16 protein-coding genes are annotated in these 16,104 nt (G+C 54.4%); 8 read left to right on the top strand and 8 right to left on the bottom strand.

Features of this window, described 5'->3' with window-relative positions; genetic code table 11:
• Positions 1–119 precede the first annotated feature (119 nt).
• Genes ACWKXT_RS06590 through ACWKXT_RS06580 form a run of 3 tightly spaced genes read right to left on the bottom strand, consistent with a single transcriptional unit; the run spans position 120 to position 1,959 of the window.
• Positions 120–662: a 1,2-dihydroxy-3-keto-5-methylthiopentene dioxygenase gene (locus tag ACWKXT_RS06590; protein ID WP_454531993.1), complete on the bottom strand. Its 543-nt coding sequence runs from the start codon at positions 660–662 to the stop codon at positions 120–122.
• Positions 659–1,348, bottom strand: a complete 690-nt coding sequence (gene mtnC / locus ACWKXT_RS06585) for an acireductone synthase (RefSeq protein ID WP_042715233.1) — start codon at positions 1,346–1,348, stop codon at positions 659–661. Before mtnC ends, ACWKXT_RS06590 begins: the two co-directional genes overlap by 4 nt.
• Positions 1,345–1,959 (bottom strand): methylthioribulose 1-phosphate dehydratase, encoded by a 615-nt coding sequence (locus ACWKXT_RS06580; RefSeq protein ID WP_454531992.1) that lies wholly within the window; start codon positions 1,957–1,959, stop codon positions 1,345–1,347. Before ACWKXT_RS06580 ends, mtnC begins: the two co-directional genes overlap by 4 nt.
• A gap of 122 nt (positions 1,960–2,081) precedes the next feature.
• Between ACWKXT_RS06580 and ACWKXT_RS06575 the strand changes: the two genes are divergently transcribed.
• On the top strand, positions 2,082–3,242 hold the full coding sequence (locus tag ACWKXT_RS06575) for a pyridoxal phosphate-dependent aminotransferase (protein ID WP_454531991.1): 1,161 nt from the start codon (positions 2,082–2,084) through the stop codon (positions 3,240–3,242).
• On the opposite strand, the gene ACWKXT_RS06570 is transcribed toward ACWKXT_RS06575, so the two are convergent.
• The 3 genes from ACWKXT_RS06570 to citR form a co-directional block, all read right to left on the bottom strand.
• Positions 3,243–3,869, bottom strand: coding sequence for an IbrB-like domain-containing protein (locus ACWKXT_RS06570; RefSeq protein ID WP_454528743.1), 627 nt, complete (start codon positions 3,867–3,869; stop codon positions 3,243–3,245).
• A complete protein-coding gene (locus ACWKXT_RS06565; protein ID WP_454528744.1) occupies positions 3,854–5,077 on the bottom strand; it encodes a phosphoadenosine phosphosulfate reductase in 1,224 nt (407 codons plus the stop codon). The genes ACWKXT_RS06570 and ACWKXT_RS06565 overlap by 16 nt, the downstream gene beginning before the upstream one ends.
• Before the next feature lie 127 nt (positions 5,078–5,204).
• Positions 5,205–6,125 carry a DNA-binding transcriptional repressor CitR gene (citR, locus tag ACWKXT_RS06560; RefSeq protein ID WP_454531990.1) on the bottom strand — a complete coding sequence of 307 codons (921 nt, stop codon included), beginning with the start codon at positions 6,123–6,125 and terminating at the stop codon, positions 5,205–5,207.
• 623 nt (positions 6,126–6,748) lie between these two features.
• Here citR and ahpC point away from each other — a divergent pair.
• From ahpC to ACWKXT_RS06530, 6 genes are all read left to right on the top strand, one after another.
• Positions 6,749–7,312, top strand: coding sequence for an alkyl hydroperoxide reductase subunit C (ahpC, locus tag ACWKXT_RS06555; protein WP_008501015.1), 564 nt, complete (start codon positions 6,749–6,751; stop codon positions 7,310–7,312).
• A gap of 187 nt (positions 7,313–7,499) precedes the next feature.
• Positions 7,500–9,065, top strand: a complete 1,566-nt coding sequence (ahpF, locus tag ACWKXT_RS06550) for an alkyl hydroperoxide reductase subunit F (RefSeq protein ID WP_454528746.1) — start codon at positions 7,500–7,502, stop codon at positions 9,063–9,065.
• A gap of 192 nt (positions 9,066–9,257) precedes the next feature.
• Positions 9,258–9,833 (top strand): TorD/DmsD family molecular chaperone, encoded by a 576-nt coding sequence (locus ACWKXT_RS06545; RefSeq protein WP_454531989.1) that lies wholly within the window; start codon positions 9,258–9,260, stop codon positions 9,831–9,833.
• Complete coding sequence (locus ACWKXT_RS06540; protein WP_454531988.1) at positions 9,830–12,106, top strand: molybdopterin-dependent oxidoreductase; 2,277 nt, start codon at positions 9,830–9,832, stop codon at positions 12,104–12,106. The genes ACWKXT_RS06545 and ACWKXT_RS06540 overlap by 4 nt, the downstream gene beginning before the upstream one ends.
• A complete protein-coding gene (locus tag ACWKXT_RS06535) occupies positions 12,103–12,660 on the top strand; it encodes a 4Fe-4S dicluster domain-containing protein (RefSeq protein ID WP_080327917.1) in 558 nt (185 codons plus the stop codon). Before ACWKXT_RS06540 ends, ACWKXT_RS06535 begins: the two co-directional genes overlap by 4 nt.
• Positions 12,660–13,427, top strand: coding sequence for a dimethyl sulfoxide reductase anchor subunit family protein (locus tag ACWKXT_RS06530; protein WP_454531987.1), 768 nt, complete (start codon positions 12,660–12,662; stop codon positions 13,425–13,427). Before ACWKXT_RS06535 ends, ACWKXT_RS06530 begins: the two co-directional genes overlap by 1 nt.
• A 39-nt stretch (positions 13,428–13,466) precedes the next feature.
• Here ACWKXT_RS06530 and uspG read toward each other — a convergent pair whose 3' ends face one another.
• Positions 13,467–13,895 (bottom strand): universal stress protein UspG, encoded by a 429-nt coding sequence (gene uspG, locus ACWKXT_RS06525; protein WP_080328170.1) that lies wholly within the window; start codon positions 13,893–13,895, stop codon positions 13,467–13,469.
• Between the two features lie 180 nt (positions 13,896–14,075).
• Between uspG and ACWKXT_RS06520 the strand changes: the two genes are divergently transcribed.
• Complete coding sequence (locus tag ACWKXT_RS06520; RefSeq protein ID WP_454528750.1) at positions 14,076–15,314, top strand: zinc-dependent alcohol dehydrogenase; 1,239 nt, start codon at positions 14,076–14,078, stop codon at positions 15,312–15,314.
• Between the two features lie 123 nt (positions 15,315–15,437).
• Here ACWKXT_RS06520 and rnk read toward each other — a convergent pair whose 3' ends face one another.
• Positions 15,438–15,848, bottom strand: a complete 411-nt coding sequence (gene rnk, locus ACWKXT_RS06515; protein WP_080327914.1) for a nucleoside diphosphate kinase regulator — start codon at positions 15,846–15,848, stop codon at positions 15,438–15,440.
• Between the last annotated feature and the right edge of the window lie 256 nt (positions 15,849–16,104).

Raw genomic sequence — 16,104 nt, 5'->3', positions numbered from 1 at the left:
GACCACCTCAGCCGTATGTTCCCCTCACCCTAACCCTCTCCCCAGAGGGGCGAGGGGATAGCTCAGTGCTCGCATTAATTTGTGGGGATCACTCATCCCACGGGGAGAGGGAGAAAAGATTATGCTAATCGCGGATACGCATCCGCGATCGCATCGCCCGTAAACTGGGCCACCCATCCCTCCGGGTTATCGAAAATACGAATCGCCGTAAAGTTCGGCTCTGAACCCATATCGAACCAGTGCGGCGTGCCCGCGGGCACGGAAATCAGGTCGTTTTTCTCGCACAGCACCTGATACACCTCATCGCCAATATGCAGGCAGAACAGCCCCGCGCCTTCCACGAAAAAGCGCACTTCGTCTTCGCCGTGGGTGTGTTCGTTCAGAAACTTCGCGCGCAGCGCCGCTTTCTGCGGGTTGTCGGCGCGCAGGCTGATCACGTCCCAGCTCTGATAGCCTTTCTCCGCCACCAGCTTGTCGATTGCATGTTGATACGCCGCGATCACGGCTTCAGGTGCGGGATCCTGGCCTAAATCGCGGTCAGCCGCCCAGCGTTCAAACCGCACGCCTTTGGCGTTGAGCTGTTGGGCAATTTCGGCGGCGTCGGTGCTGTGCCACTGGTGTTGGCTGGCGTCTTTATCGGAATAAATGGTCAGTGCGCTCATGAAGGGATCTGCTCCGGATTAATCTCGTCAAACTGGTGGACCTGATGGTGATGGCTTGCGCCGTCATCATCGCCGCGAATCAGCTGCAGGGTGCGAAAACCTGCCTGTTCAGCCGCGTCCAGCTCCTGATGGATATCGGACAGGAACAGGATCTGCGACGGGGCGATGCCCGTTTGTGCCGCAATGTTTTGATAAGACTGCACCTCGCGCTTGGCGCCGATGTGGGTATCAAAATAGCCGCTGAACAGATGAGTAATATCACCTTCGTCGCTGTAGCCAAATAACAGTTTCTGCGCGGCGACGGAGCCCGAGGAATAAACATAGAGATCAATCCCTTGCGCTTTCCACTTTTCCAGCGCAGGAAGGACGTCCGGGTAGAGGTGGCCGGTAAAGTCGCCGTTCACGTAGCCGTCGTGCCAGATGATCCCCTGCAGGGCTTTGAGCGCCGTGGATTTGCGGTCTTCGTCCATAAAGGCAAACAGGGCGTCGATAAGTTCGCTGACGCTGGCGTGCGGGCTACCGATTTCATCACGCAGGTTGTCCAGAATGGATGTGACCGGCTCGGCGTACTGCTGGGCGGTCACGAAGGCCGCCAGCCGCTCACGCGCGTAGGGGAACAAAACATCATGGACAAAACGAATATCGCTGGTGGTTCCTTCAATATCCGTCACAATCGCGCGAATCATACTCTCTCCAGGTGTCGTAAACGCATTTCGCATTCAAATAAGAACTCTAATCCTTCCAGATGACGGCGGGCTTCGGCCACGTCGCGTCCCCAGCAGGTTAAGCCATGACCGCGCAGAAGAAAACCATAATTAAGCGGGCGTTCCTGCGCGTAATGGGCGATGCGCGAGGCGAGGGCATCGATGTCCTGGTCGTTATCAAATACCGGGATGGAAACCGTATCCAGATGCGTGGTCTGTCCGGTGAGGGATTTTTGCATCTCAAAGCCGCTAATATTCAGTTCAGCCTCTTTCACCAGGCGCGACAGTACCGTGGCGTTGACCGTGTGCACGTGCAGCACGGCATTGGCCTCCGGGAACAGGCGATAAATAAGGGTGTGTAGCCCCGTTTCGGCTGATGGCTTACGACCAGACGGCGCGCGGTTGGTGGCGATCTCCACCTGCAGAAAATCCTCCGTCGTCAGGCTGCCTTTGTCTTTGCCGGATTCGCTGAGCCAGCACAGGCGTTCGTCCTGACGTACCGACATGTTGCCGCCGGTGGCGGGTGCCCAGCCTTTGGCGCCAATCCAGCGGCAGGCGTCGACCAGATGTGTGAGTTGCAGGTTGTCTGTCATTTCCTTTTACCCTCGCGGCCAGGAATATTCATATGGTTTAGACGTCTAAGCGTCTTGATTGCCAAAGACTAACATCGTGTTATAGTGGCAGCAACATAAGTATTACAAGCAGGCACAGTACAATGAGCAATAACGCATTGATTCCGCAGAGTAAACTCCCCAATCTCGGCACCACCATCTTTACGCAGATGAGCGCCCTGGCGCAGCAGCACAACGCCATTAACCTCTCGCAGGGGTTCCCGGATTTTGACGGCCCGCGCTATCTGCAGGAGCGTCTGGCGTACCACGTGGCGCAGGGGGCGAATCAATATGCGCCGATGACCGGCGTGCAGGCGTTGCGGGATGCCATTGCGGATAAAACGGCTGAGCTGTATGGCTATAAGCCCGATGCGAACAGCGACATCACGGTGACGGCCGGGGCCACCGAAGCGCTGTATGCGGCGATTACCGCGCTGGTGCGTGCGGGCGATGAAGTCATTTGTTTTGATCCGAGCTACGACAGCTACGCGCCAGCCATCGAGCTTTCCGGCGGCGTGGTGAAACGCGTGGCGCTCCAGCCACCGCATTTCCGCCCTGACTGGCAGGCGTTTGCCGCGCTGCTGAGCGATAAAACCCGCCTGGTGATCCTGAATACGCCGCACAACCCGTCGGCGACGGTGTGGCAAAAGGCCGATTTCGCCGCGCTGTGGCAGGCCATTGCCGAACGTGAGATTTATGTCCTGAGCGACGAAGTGTACGAGCACATCTGCTTTGCAGAGGAAGGGCACGCCAGCGTGCTGGCGCATCCGCAGCTTCGCGAGCGGGCAATCGCCGTGTCGTCATTTGGTAAAACCTATCATATGACCGGATGGAAAGTGGGCTATAGCGTGGCACCGGCCGCCATTAGCGCGGAGCTGCGCAAAGTGCACCAGTACCTGACCTTTGCCGTGAATACGCCTGCTCAGCTGGCGCTGGCGGACATGCTGCGTGCGGAACCTGAGCACTATCGCGAGCTGCCGCGTTTCTACCGTGAAAGACGGGATCTGTTTGTGTCTGCGCTGAGCCAAAGCCGTCTGGAGATTTTGCCTTCCGAAGGGACCTACTTCCTGCTGGCGGACTACAGCGCCATTTCCGATCTCGACGACGTTAGCTTTTGCCAGTGGCTGACAAAAGAGGTGGGGGTGGCCGCTATTCCGCTGTCGGTGTTCTGCGCCGATCCCTTCCCGCATAGGCTGATCCGTCTTTGTTTTGCGAAGCAGGAATCGACGCTGCTGGCGGCGGCAGAGCGCCTGAACAGGCTCTGATTATTTCACCGTCCAGGCTTCTGAGTAACGACGGTCTGCGAAGAGTTCCAGCAGGCCGTTGATTTGCTTGAGGCGCAACACTTCGTCGTTATCCATCCCCAGCTCCTTGCCAATCCTCTCGTCGTTCCAGCCAAGCTGAACCAGTTCACGAACAATCTCTGACATGGCGTTAATCTGGTGCCGCCCGCGTGCGCGGTTATGGCGAATGGTCGCCGCCATGCGGTTATGTTTGTCCTGCCGATCTTCGCGCAGGCAGGTGACGGGCAAGTACCCTTTGAGCTGGCGCTTTAACGACGCCCGGTTGGTGCCAATCTCATGGCGATGAAAACCATCGACAATTTCGTAGTGCTGAGATGCATTTTGCGTCACAACGATAGGTTGCGTGAATCCATCAAGCTCCAGTGATTTGCATAGTAGCCGTTTTTCCGGTGGCGCAACGTTATTGGGGTTGTAGTCGTTGGCGGTGATATCGTCCTGTTTCACCCAGAGCACGCAGTCTATAGGTTGCTCGCTAAACGGGCTGTTTTTGTGTATCGCGACTCGCAGGGCGTTAATGGCGTTTATTCGATCCTCTTCGGGAAGTGACTGCAGGTAGGTATCTATTTCGTTGATTATTCGCTGTCGCATAAAATGCCCCACTCCTTGCGTTTTGCCTTCACTCTGTCGCTGTAGCGCTGATAGTGTTTAGGTTTATTTGGGCTGAAAGAGAGCGCCCGGCACCAGTAGTCGTTATTGAGTAAAACCTTACAAATACGTCGCCACGAGGGAATATCTTTGGCGCCGATGTCACCTTCCTGCGTGTCGGGAATATCGTCCATACCTCTCTTTTGATACCAGTGAAGATACACCGCAATTTTATTGCGGTAATGCTCAGCGGTATTTTGCGGCATGCTGTCGAGCAGCAGCATGGCGTATTCGCGCCAGCAAAGATGTTCGGGTTTGAGTATTTTGCGGTGACCATAAAAGTGGTTGTCGTGACCTGCGTAAATTCCCCCGCTGCGTACCCCGCTGACGCGTTCGCACATGGCGGCCCAGCGATCGGGTTCGACCACATGGTAGAGCCAGAGTCCCTGACGCTGCTCGGGACCAAAAGGTTCGCAGATACGCATGTAGCGCGGGGGCACGCCGGCCTGGTACATCAGGTCGTAAAGTGGGTTGTAGCAGGAGCCGGTTTTTGCAAACCAGGTCCAGATATCGGCCGTTTTCCAGTCATAAAGCGGGTAGATATACCAGGCGTGCCCGCCCAGTGCGACCGTCGTCCAGGGTTTGTCATCAGAGAACCGCTGTTTACGCGCTGAAGCGATGGCCAGAAAGCGGTTATAGGATTCATCGGCGCGGATCCCAACCATGACTGCTGCAGGCCGATTTTGCGCGTACCATTCCGCAAAATCGCGGACGAAGGCTTCGAACGTCATACCCTGCTGATAAAAATCGAAATAGTGTGGATCGGTAATGGCATCTTTTGGCGGTTGACGAACCCAGTGAGTGTCGGGCGCCCAGCATTGCCATTCAGGTTGAAACTGAGACAGGGCGTTCTGGGTGGTTATCGGTAGCGCGACCCACCAGAACTGATTAATGACGTCCTGATAAAGCGCTCGCACTGTTTCAATATGCTTAATGGTTAATGAGAACTGCGCTTCCCAGTCCAAAAATAAGATATCTATTTTTCGTTTTAGCCGCCGTGCCTGCCGGGCGACAAGGTGTAGCATCACGGTAGAATCTTTTCCGCCAGAAAAGGAGACGCACACCCTTGTAAAATTGTTAAGCGTCCAGTCTATGCGTTCTACAGCGGCTTCAAGAACATTTTCCCGTAGTGGGATTTTATAGATCGACATGGTTCATCGCATCCTGCGTGGTAAATGCCTAAATGAAATTCAAGCTTATTATGAAAGTAATTTCCCTTACTTTCACGAAATCATTTTTTTCAATGTATGATTTTATTTTTCATCCTAGAAATGATTCTTAATCAGAGGACTTGGCAATACAGAGTTTATGCATTTTTTCAATGAATGTTGAAAAAACGCTGCTGTTCAGTGATGAACGACTGTAGAGCATATAAATATGTATTTCGGGCAGTGTGAACGGGGTCTCAATCTTTTTTAGTTTCAACGCCTCTTTATATGTTTCATAGATGGATACGGGAATGAAGCCTAAGAGATCGGATGAGCTAACCATGGAGATAAGCGAACTGACGGAGTCCGTGCGAAACGCAATGTTTCTTTCCGGGAAAACCTCATTGGCGCGATTCTGAAACTCTTTAACGCCCGGGTGAGCACTCCGATAAATGGTGTACTTCTCGCGGTATAACGCCTCGGTACTGGCCTGCTCGCCGAGCCTCGGATGGTCTTCCCGGCAGATCAGCACTATTGGCACCGTCGTAAAGAGGGTACACACGACTGAGTGGTTTTTTACCGGAGCTATCGTAAAGATCAGGTCCGCTTTACGGTACGCAAGCAGATCCTCCGCTGATTCCGGAGAGATAAGCATATCACGTTGTTCTACCTCGTAATCTTCCTCAGACATTAACAGCTTCATCGGTTCGAGCATATAACCAGGCGACACCATTTGAGAGCAGTAAATGACGAAGTTTTTCTTGACCCCAGAGTGATGCATCAGATTGATCGTTTGCTCAATCTGGTTGAGATTCTGTTCAAGATGGTGGTGCAGGTTGATGCCTACCGTGGTTGGTGTAATCCCCTTACCGGAACGGATAAAGAGGGGATCATTGAGCTGGTTGCGCAGGCGTTGCAGCGACTGGCTTACGGCAGAAGGCGTGATATAGAGCGTCTCGGCGGCCTTACTGATGCTGAGATGTTGGTAAATACATTCGAAAATGACTAACAGATTGAGATCGAATTTTTTAAGCTCATAGAGATTTGCCATTTTTTGTCCTGCGGATGCCGGGTTTGCTGAAGTTATCACATTACTGATAACTATAGATTGAAGTTAACCATTTACAATTTTTGTGGTTCACTGACTTAATTTTATTTTAAAATCATCTTAATATATCACGGCGTCAGATTAATGAAATAGAACTTCAAGGTTGATTAAGATAATTTTATCTTTAAAGTGTGATTGGCTTATTTGAATGACAAGCGACATTTATATATAGAGGGAAATTCATAATAAAATTAAATCTATAACCATCTGAAAGCATCTTCGACTTTGCCTATCACAGTCATAGGCAGGATTGCCACTCTTATGGATTGCTCAACGCCGGGACGGATGGTGTAATCAAAGCGCTGTTACCGCCTTGATACTCTAGGTTGTAGAGCGCAACGCAACGCCAGTTTCGGCTGGCACTGAATGTACCTGCGGGGAATTCAGGTATCAGGGCCGCCCGTTGAGGCGGCCTTTTTACTTTCAGGCTTTCCTGTAAAAGGTTCACCTTGTTGTCTTGTCGAGGTTGTAAGGTTTGGCTGATTGATTTGATAAAGCATACGCATTAGCCCCGATGAATAAAGTTGGTTACCTTACATCTCAACGAAAACACGGAGGAAGTACAGATGTCTTTGATTAATACCAAAATTAAACCTTTCAAAAACCAGGCGTTCAAAAACGGTGAGTTCATCGAAGTTACCGAGAAAGATACCGAAGGCCGCTGGAGCGTCTTCTTCTTCTATCCGGCTGACTTTACCTTCGTTTGCCCGACTGAACTGGGTGACGTAGCAGACCATTACGACGAACTGCAGAAGCTGGGCGTAGACGTTTACTCAGTGTCTACCGATACCCACTTCACCCACAAAGCATGGCACAGCAGCTCTGAAACCATCGCAAAAATCAAATACGCGATGATCGGCGACCCGACTGGCGCCCTGACCCGTAACTTCGACAACATGCGTGAAGATGAAGGCCTGGCTGACCGCGCCACCTTCGTTGTTGACCCGCAGGGCATTATCCAGGCTATCGAAGTTACCGCTGAAGGTATCGGCCGTGATGCGTCTGACCTGCTGCGTAAAGTGAAAGCTGCTCAGTACGTGGCTTCTCACCCAGGCGAAGTGTGCCCGGCGAAATGGAAAGAAGGCGAAGCGACGCTGGCTCCATCCCTGGACCTGGTCGGCAAGATCTAAGTCTGTAAAGCCTGGCGGCGCTGCGCTTGCACAGGCCTACAGTATCGTAGGCCGGGTAAACGAAGTGCCACCCGGCAATCAATGGGCGCGCCCGCGCCCATTTCATTCCAGCACCATGATGCAAGTTGCATTCAGGCCGCCCGTATAAGGCAGCTTGCATGATGACGTCTTAAGAGAGGGAAGAACAATGCTCGACACAAACATGAAAACCCAACTCAAGGCCTACCTTGAGAAACTGACCAAACCCGTTGAGCTGATTGCCACGCTGGACGACAGCGCCAAATCGGCAGAGATCAAGGAACTGCTGGCAGAGATCGCCGAGCTGTCGCCGAAAGTGACGTTTAAAGAAGATAACGCGCTGCCAGTGCGTAAGCCCTCCTTCCTGATCACCAACCCAGGCTCCGTCCAGGGACCGCGCTTTGCCGGTTCTCCGCTGGGTCACGAATTTACCTCGCTGGTGCTGGCCCTGCTGTGGACCGGTGGTCATCCGTCAAAAGAAGCGCAGGCGCTGCTGGAGCAGATCCGCGATATCGACGGTGATTTCGAGTTTGAAACCTATTACTCGCTCTCCTGCCACAACTGCCCGGACGTGGTGCAGGCGCTGAACCTGATGTCGGTGCTGAACCCGCGCATTAAGCACACGGCGATTGATGGCGGGACGTTCCAGAATGAAATCACCGATCGCAACGTGATGGGTGTTCCGGCGGTCTACATGAACGGTCAGGAGTTTGGCCAGGGCCGTATGACCCTGACGGAAATCGTGGCCAAAGTGGACACCGGCGCAGAAAAACGTGCGGCAGAAGAGCTGAATAAACGCGATGCCTACGACGTGCTGATCGTCGGTTCCGGCCCGGCGGGCGCAGCGGCGGCGGTTTACTCCGCACGTAAAGGGATCCGCACCGGCCTGATGGGCGAACGTTTTGGCGGTCAGGTGCTGGATACCGTTGACATCGAAAACTACATTTCCGTGCCGAAAACCGAAGGTCAGAAACTGGCAGGCGCACTGAAGGCGCACGTCAGCGACTACGACGTGGACGTGATCGACAGCCAGAGCGCCAGCAAGCTGGTTCCTGCTGCGGTTGAAGGCGGTTTACACCAGATTGAAACCGCATCCGGCGCGGTGCTGAAAGCGCGCAGCATTATCATTGCCACCGGCGCAAAATGGCGCAACATGAACGTCCCGGGCGAAGATCAGTACCGTACCAAAGGCGTGACCTACTGTCCGCACTGCGACGGCCCGCTGTTTAAAGGTAAACGCGTGGCGGTGATTGGCGGCGGTAACTCCGGCGTGGAAGCGGCAATCGACCTGGCGGGTATTGTTGAACATGTGACCCTGCTGGAATTTGCCCCGGAGATGAAGGCCGATCAGGTGCTGCAGGATAAAGTTCGCAGCCTGAAAAACGTCGACATCGTACTGAACGCGCAGACCACTGAAGTGAAGGGCGACGGCAGTAAAGTGACGGGGCTGGAGTACCGTGACCGCGTAAGCGGCGACGTTCACAGCGTGCAGCTTTCGGGGATCTTCGTGCAGATTGGCCTGTTACCAAACACCACCTGGCTGGAAGGCGCGATTGAGCGCAACCGCATGGGCGAGATTATCATCGATGCGAAATGTGAAACCAGTGTGAAGGGCGTGTTTGCCGCGGGCGACTGCACCACCGTGCCGTACAAGCAGATCATCATCGCGACTGGCGAAGGTGCAAAAGCGTCCCTGAGCGCGTTTGATTACCTGATCCGCACCAAAACCGCATAATAAAAGAAAGTAAGACATACCAGCAGTAGCCACCTCATCACGGGGTGGCTTTTTTATTTTTTGGTTTTTTTTATCCGCCATTCTCCTCGTTATTCACCCCTTCATGCGTTAATTACCTGCTTCGATCAAAGAAAATAATAAGCCTGCTGATAATATTTTGTCGTTTTTTGTTGATAGATATTTATATTTAACATGAATGATAAAAATATATTCACCTCTTCAATATATGGGGCGCTAACCCCGTTTGAAATAAAGGGGTTACTGTTTCGTGATTTTTTTAACGCGGCGGATATGACATCGCGATGCGCCTCGTTACGCCATTTATTCCCGGAGCGCGGAGCCTGGCAGCAGGATGAGGCGTTAGAAGTTGAGTATGACTTCAACGCCCTGTTTGTCGGCCCTGCAACGCTGCTGGCGCCGCCCTATGCCTCGGTGTATCTGGACGATGAGCCTCTGCTGATGGGAGCCACAACGCTGAGCGTACGCGAATTCCTGCGCAGTATTGGGCTTACTGTGACCGAGGAAAATAGCGTCCCCGATGATCACGTCAGCTATGAAATGGAGCTGGTGGTGACGCTCTCCGCGCATGCCAGACATTCGCCGCAATATCATGATGCACTAACCCGCTTTGTGCAGGGGCATCTTGAATTATGGCTCCCCGCGTTGATCGCAAAAATAAATGATTGCGCGAAAACATCCGCAATTAAATGTCTCGCGTTGCAGATGGCTAATTGGTTTGATGAATTAAAGACGAGAGTAATATTATGAGTATTGATAAAGGGCAGCTAAACCGGCGCTCCTTTTTAAAAGGACTGATTGCGCTGGGTACCTTCGCCGCATTACCTGGCGGACTATTATCCTCCCGATGTGCCCTGGCACAACCCCCCATTCCGTTTAACCCGAAAACGTATAAAATTTTCCGTAACGCTTGCCCGCGTAACTGCTACGACACGTGCAGCCTGAAAACCTGGGTCAAGGATGACGTGATCACCTTCGTTGACGGGGCAAGCGAGTCCACCTTTACCCACGGCGCGCCGTGTGTGAAAGGGCTGACCTACCCGCGTCGCGTCTACTCCCCGGATCGTATCAAATATCCGATGATCCAGGATGGTCGCGGCAGCGGTAAATGGCGTCGCATCTCCTGGAATGAGGCCATGCAGCGCATTGCCAGCAAGATGCTGGAGATTAAAAAGAAAGACGGCTCCATGCTCGGCCTGGCGCTGTCGAAATACTCCGGAAACCTTGGCGTCATGAGCTATGCCGTGGAGGGGATGATGTCTTCTCTCGGTTACACCACGCGCTTTGCCGGTACGCCATGCTGGCCAGCAGGGATTGACGCTCAGCACTACGACATGGGCGACATGTGGTGCAACGACCCGGAAGATCTGGTCAAAGCCAAATACATCATTATCTGGGGCGCAAACCCGGCGTGGTGCTCCATGCACACCATGAAGTACATCTATCAGGCACGTGAGAAAGGGGCGAAAGTGGTGGTTATTGATCCGCTGTTCTCGCAAACCGCCGCGAAAGCCGATTTGTACCTGCGCGTGCGTCCTGGCTCAGACGGTGCGCTGGCGCTGGGGATGGCGCGCCATCTGCTGGATACTGGCCGCATCGACCAGGAGTTTGTAAACAACTTCGCGCACGGCTTCCCGGAGTTTGAACAATATCTGCGCAGCACTATCACCGTTGAGTGGGCGTCTGAAATCTGTGGCCTGTCGGCAGAGGTGATTCGTCAGCTGGCGGAAGAATTTACTGCGGTAAAACCTGCCACCGTCTGGATTGGTTACGGGATGCAGCGCCACGTCAACGGCGGAGCGAACGTGCGCGCCATCGACGCTTTCGTTGCTCTGACCGGCAACATCGGTGTCGAAGGCGGCGGTGCCCGCTACGGTCATCTTCAGACCTGGGGTTACAACTACCACGCGATGACTCAAAAACCGCCTGCTGGCTCGGTGGGCATGGTCGGCGAAAGCGGCCCGGTAGGCGAGTTCGTCAGCGACAGCGGCGAGAAGAGCCACTATTCCGACCGCGTGCTGAACCTGAACCAGACCGCGCAGAGCATTCTTGATGCCAACGATCCGCCCATTCGTATGCTCTGGGTGGCGTGTAAGAACCCGTTTGCCCAGGACTTTGACCGCAACAAAATGGAAAAAGCCTTCAGCAAGCTGGAGATGGTGGTCTGCGTCGATCAGTTCTTCAACGAGACGGTGCAGCATGCCGATATCGTGCTGCCGGTGACCACCACCTTTGAGCACTGGAACCTTTCGTCGTCTTACTGGCATTACTGGCTTTCGGTGAATGAACCAGCCATTAAGCCGATGTACGAGTGCAAGAGCGATCTGGATATTGCCGTGCTGCTCTCGCGCACCATCAACAAAATGGAGCCGGGCTCCTGCACCTTCCCGCAGGACATTGACCAGAAAAAATGGCTCGACCTGGAGTTCAATGAGGGCATGGCGAAACAGTTCGGCATCCGCTCCTGGGACGATCTGCTGAATGGGCCAGTGAAAGCCAAAATGGTCAGCTCGGCGGCCTGGCACGATCGTAAGTTTAAAACGCCATCGGGCAAGTATGAGTTTCTCTCCGAGCTGTGTGAAAAGAACGGCCATAAAGCGCTGCCGGAGTATCTGCCTGCCGCAGAGGGCAAGCTGCCGTTCCATCTTTTTACCCCACATTTGCAGTACGGCCTCCACTCTCAGTTCGTCAACCTCGACTGGATGCAGGTCTTCTGGCCGGAGCCGTTTGTCTATATCCACCCGGCCGCCGCGAAGAAGAAGGGCATCCGTGAGCTGGCGAAAGTCCGCGTGTTCAACGAGGTGGGGGAAGTGGAACTGCGGGCGAAGATCACCACCAACGTGCCGGAAGATTTCCTGGTGATGTATGAGTCCTGGTTTAACAAGCTTAAGTACAACGTGCAGAACGTCGTGAAAGATACGCCAGCCGATATGGGCAAAATGGCAACCGGCGCGCCTGGCGCGGCGATCCACAGCCAGTTTGTTGACATTGCCCTTATCGCGAATGAAGGAGCAGACGCATGAGACGCGCATTTTTAGTGAACAGTGATAAATGTATTGGCTGCCGCGGATGCGCTATGGCCTGCAAGAGCTTTAACCAGCTTGAGCCGGATCGCTTCTGGCGCTATGTCTATCCGCTGGATAAAGAAATTTATCCGCACGAGGAGCGTGCGTTCTTCTCGCTGGCCTGTAACCACTGTGAAAACCCGGCCTGTCTGGCGGCGTGCCCGGTGGAAGCCTACACCAAACGTGATGACGGCGTGGTGGTGCATAATCCTGAGCGCTGCATCGGCTGTAAAAACTGCATCCGTAACTGCCCGTACGGCGCACCGCGCTTCAATGAAGAGACGCAAAAGGCTGAGAAGTGCAGCATGTGCTATGAACGTCTGGATATCGGTATGGCCCCGGCCTGCGTGAACGCGTGTCCGGTCGGTGCGCTGACGATTATCGATCTGGATGCCGATCCGCTGCCGAACAATGCCGTGCAGTATCCGCCGGGCTTCCCGAAGATGCCCCAGCTTAATCCGGGTACACGCTTTATTCTGGCCCGCCAGCCAAAACAGCCGGGGGATAAATAATGGAAAAGTACGAACTGCCGTTGGTGTTTTTTACCGTGCTGAGCCAGATGTCCGTCGGGATGACGCTGCTGCTGACCTGGCGCTCGCTGCGTGGTGAAGTGAATGGCAACCGTCTTCACTGGCTGATTACGGGGCTGATTCTGGGTGTTGCCTCCATTGCCGCCGTGCTGCATCTGGCGCACCCGGAACATGCTTACAACGCCTTAATTAACCTGAAACATGCCTGGCTGAGCCGCGAGATTCTGGGGGCGACCCTGTACGGTGCCATGATTGGGCTGGCCTTCCTCAGTAAAGGAAACAAAGGCGCGGCGCTGCTGGCCTCCCTGTTCGGGATCCTGCTTGTGGTGGTGCAGGGGATGACCTACGCGGCACCGGCGATGCAGGCCATTGCCAACGGCATCACCATGATGCTGTTCTTTGCGACCGTCTGGGTGATGGGCTGTGCAGCAGCACCGCTGCTCGGGCTGAAAGCATCAAACGCCGCGCTGCGTCAGGGGATTATCGCCCTGATGGCGCTGCTGATTGCCGCGCCGGTGATGTGGCTCAGCGGCGGCACCATCATGAAAATGACCGCTCACGCCTGGCTAAGCTCGCCGCTCTACCTGGGCAGCCTGCTGTGCTGCGTCGTGGGAGGCGCGTTGTCGCTGAAGCACCAGCCGATGCAGAAAGCGATATTCGCGATCCTGCTGGTGGGCGTGGTGCTCAGCCGTCTGACCTTCTTCGGTGATACCGTGAGCACTATCGTCAATATTGGTCATCTGTACTGATAAACAAAACCCCGCGAAAGCGGGGTTTTTTATGGACATTTACCGGACCACCATCACCGGAATGTGGGTGTGGCGGATCACGCTGGACGCGTTCGACCCCAGCAGATGAGTAGTAATGGAAGGGTTACGTGAACCGATCACCACCACGTCTGCGTTCAGCTCTCCGGCCAGCTCATTGACGGCATCGCGTACGCTACCGAACCGGACGTGGGTTTTAATGCGGGAAGGGTCGATGCTGAAGTGCCCGACCATGGTTTGCAGGCGCGTTTCGGCTTCGTGCTGCAAATGTTCTTCAAAGCGACGGACGTCGGCGGCAAAACGATGCAGGCTCAGGCTGGCCGAGCCCGGTAAAACATGCAGCAGATGAATGATCCCATCCTGCTGCGCGAGAAATTCCGCGTGGCGTACAGCCTTGTCGCTCAGTTCCATTTCGAAAACATCAACCGGCATAATGATTGTCTTATACATAACCGTTTCTCCTTGTTTATAAACGCTGGATACATTCAACCACAAAATGTGAATGGTTTCTGTAATCGCTTCGGCACTTTTCTTATTTCGCCAGGATAAATCTCAAAAGGCGCGTATTCTCCGGCAGACTTTCAGGGGTAGCTACCCTTTATAAACTTACTGAAACCTTTCGGAGGTCGCATGAAAGCACTCACTTACCACGGTCCGCACCATGTTCGAGTCGATAATGTCCCCGATCCCATCATTGAACAGCCCGACGATATCATCCTGCGCGTGACGGCCACGGCGATTTGCGGCTCCGATCTGCATCTCTATCGCGGAAAGATCCCCAGGGTGCAGCACGGCGATATTTTTGGACATGAATTTATGGGTGAGATCGTCGAGTGTGGTCGAGAGGTGAAGGACCTGCAAAAAGGCGATCGCGTGGTGATCCCCTTTGTTATTGCCTGCGGTGACTGCTTTTTTTGCCAGATGCAACAGTACGCGGCCTGCGAGAAAACCAATAGCGGGCAGGGTGCAGCCCTGAACAAAAAGCAAATCCCCGCGCCAGCCGCGCTGTTTGGCTATAGCCATCTCTACGGCGGCGTGCCGGGTGGACAGGCGGAATACGTGCGCGTGCCGAAAGGTAACGTCGGGCCGTTTAAGGTGCCCCAGCTGCTGTCTGATGATAAAGCACTTTTCCTGTCAGATATTCTGCCCACCGCCTGGCAGGCGGCAAAAAATGCGCAGATTGAAAAAGGCTCCAGCGTCGCCGTTTTCGGTGCCGGGCCGGTGGGGTTGTTGACGATTGCCTGCGCGCGGCTGTTAGGGGCTGAGCAGATCTTTGTTATTGACCATCACCCCTACCGGCTGCGGTTTGCCGAGGCGCGTTACGGTGCGATTCCCATCAACTTCGATGAGGATAACGATGCGGCGGAAAAAATTATTGAGCAAACGGCCGGGCAGCGGGGTGTCGATGCCGTCATTGACGCCGTCGGGTTTGAAGCCAAAGGCAGCACCACGGAGACGATTCTCAGCAACCTAAAAATCGAGGGCAGCAGCGGCAAAGCGCTGCGTCAGTGTATCGCTGCCGTTCGCCGCGGCGGTGTGGTGAGCGTTCCCGGTGTGTACGCCGGGTTTATCCATGGCTTCCTGTTTGGGGATGCCTTCGATAAGGGGCTGACGTTTAAGATGGGGCAAACGCATGTTCATGCCTGGCTGGGTGAGCTGTTACCGCTGATCGAAAAAGGGCTGCTGACGCCGGAAGAGATTGTGACCCATTATCTCCCGCTTGCTGACGCGGAACGCGCCTATAAAATCTTCGAAAAACGGGAAGAAGAGTGCCGCAAGGTTATTCTCGTGCCAGGCGCAGCAACGCCTGAGGCCGCAGAGCAGAAGGTTAAAGGTCTGGTGAATGCTTTCCCGGGTGGAGTGGTGTGAGGTCACTTACCAGTGGCATTCAAGATACAGTACCGCGATATAGCACAATTGGCTGAATATGCCCGGAAAGAGGATGCAGGTGCATCCTCTGTGCAACGCGGGTAGCGCCTGTTCAGAAGGGAATTAACGCAGGTAATCGCCCGCCGCTTCTGGCTGGTAAAGCAGTTCCAGCACTTCCAGATGGGTGGATGCGCCGCCCGGCAATTCCCAGTGGATGGTATCGCCCGTACGCAGCCCCAGCAGTGCGGCCCCCACCGGCGCAAGTACCGAAAGTTGCGCGGCGCTGTCCGTCATCTGGGCAGGGTAAACCAGCGTGCGGGTCAGCTCTTCGCCGGTAGTCAGGTTGCGGAATTTCACCTGGCTGTTCATGGTGACCACGTCGTGCGGCATCGACTCCGGCGAGCACATCTGCGCCCGGTCGAGCTCCTCGTTCAGGGCATCGGCCACCGGCAGTGAGGCAAACTCTGCTTTTTCCAGCAGCCTGTCGATACGTTCTGCGTCGAGCTCGTTGATGATGATTGTAGGTCTGGACATTTTTTACTCCATGTCGTTAATGCTGCGTCTAACGCAGAAACCAATCCAAAAGAAAACCCTCGCCGTCTGGCAGCGAGGGTTTAACTCTCCCGATGATACTGGCTGAACGCGCAAGTTTGAAGTGATGAAAGTCACATTCATGGTCCATATGAATTTTCGCTGAAATTTATTCAGTCTCAATTCCGGGCGGATTGCGTTACGCTGAATCTCCTGAACCCGGGCGCTGCGCGAAGCGCCATTCGCGACCACCCACCAA

This window comes from Enterobacter sp. UPMP701 (assembly GCF_053709515.1).
Note: the sequence above shows the minus strand (reverse complement) of the source record. Positions and strands in the feature narration are given on the sequence as shown.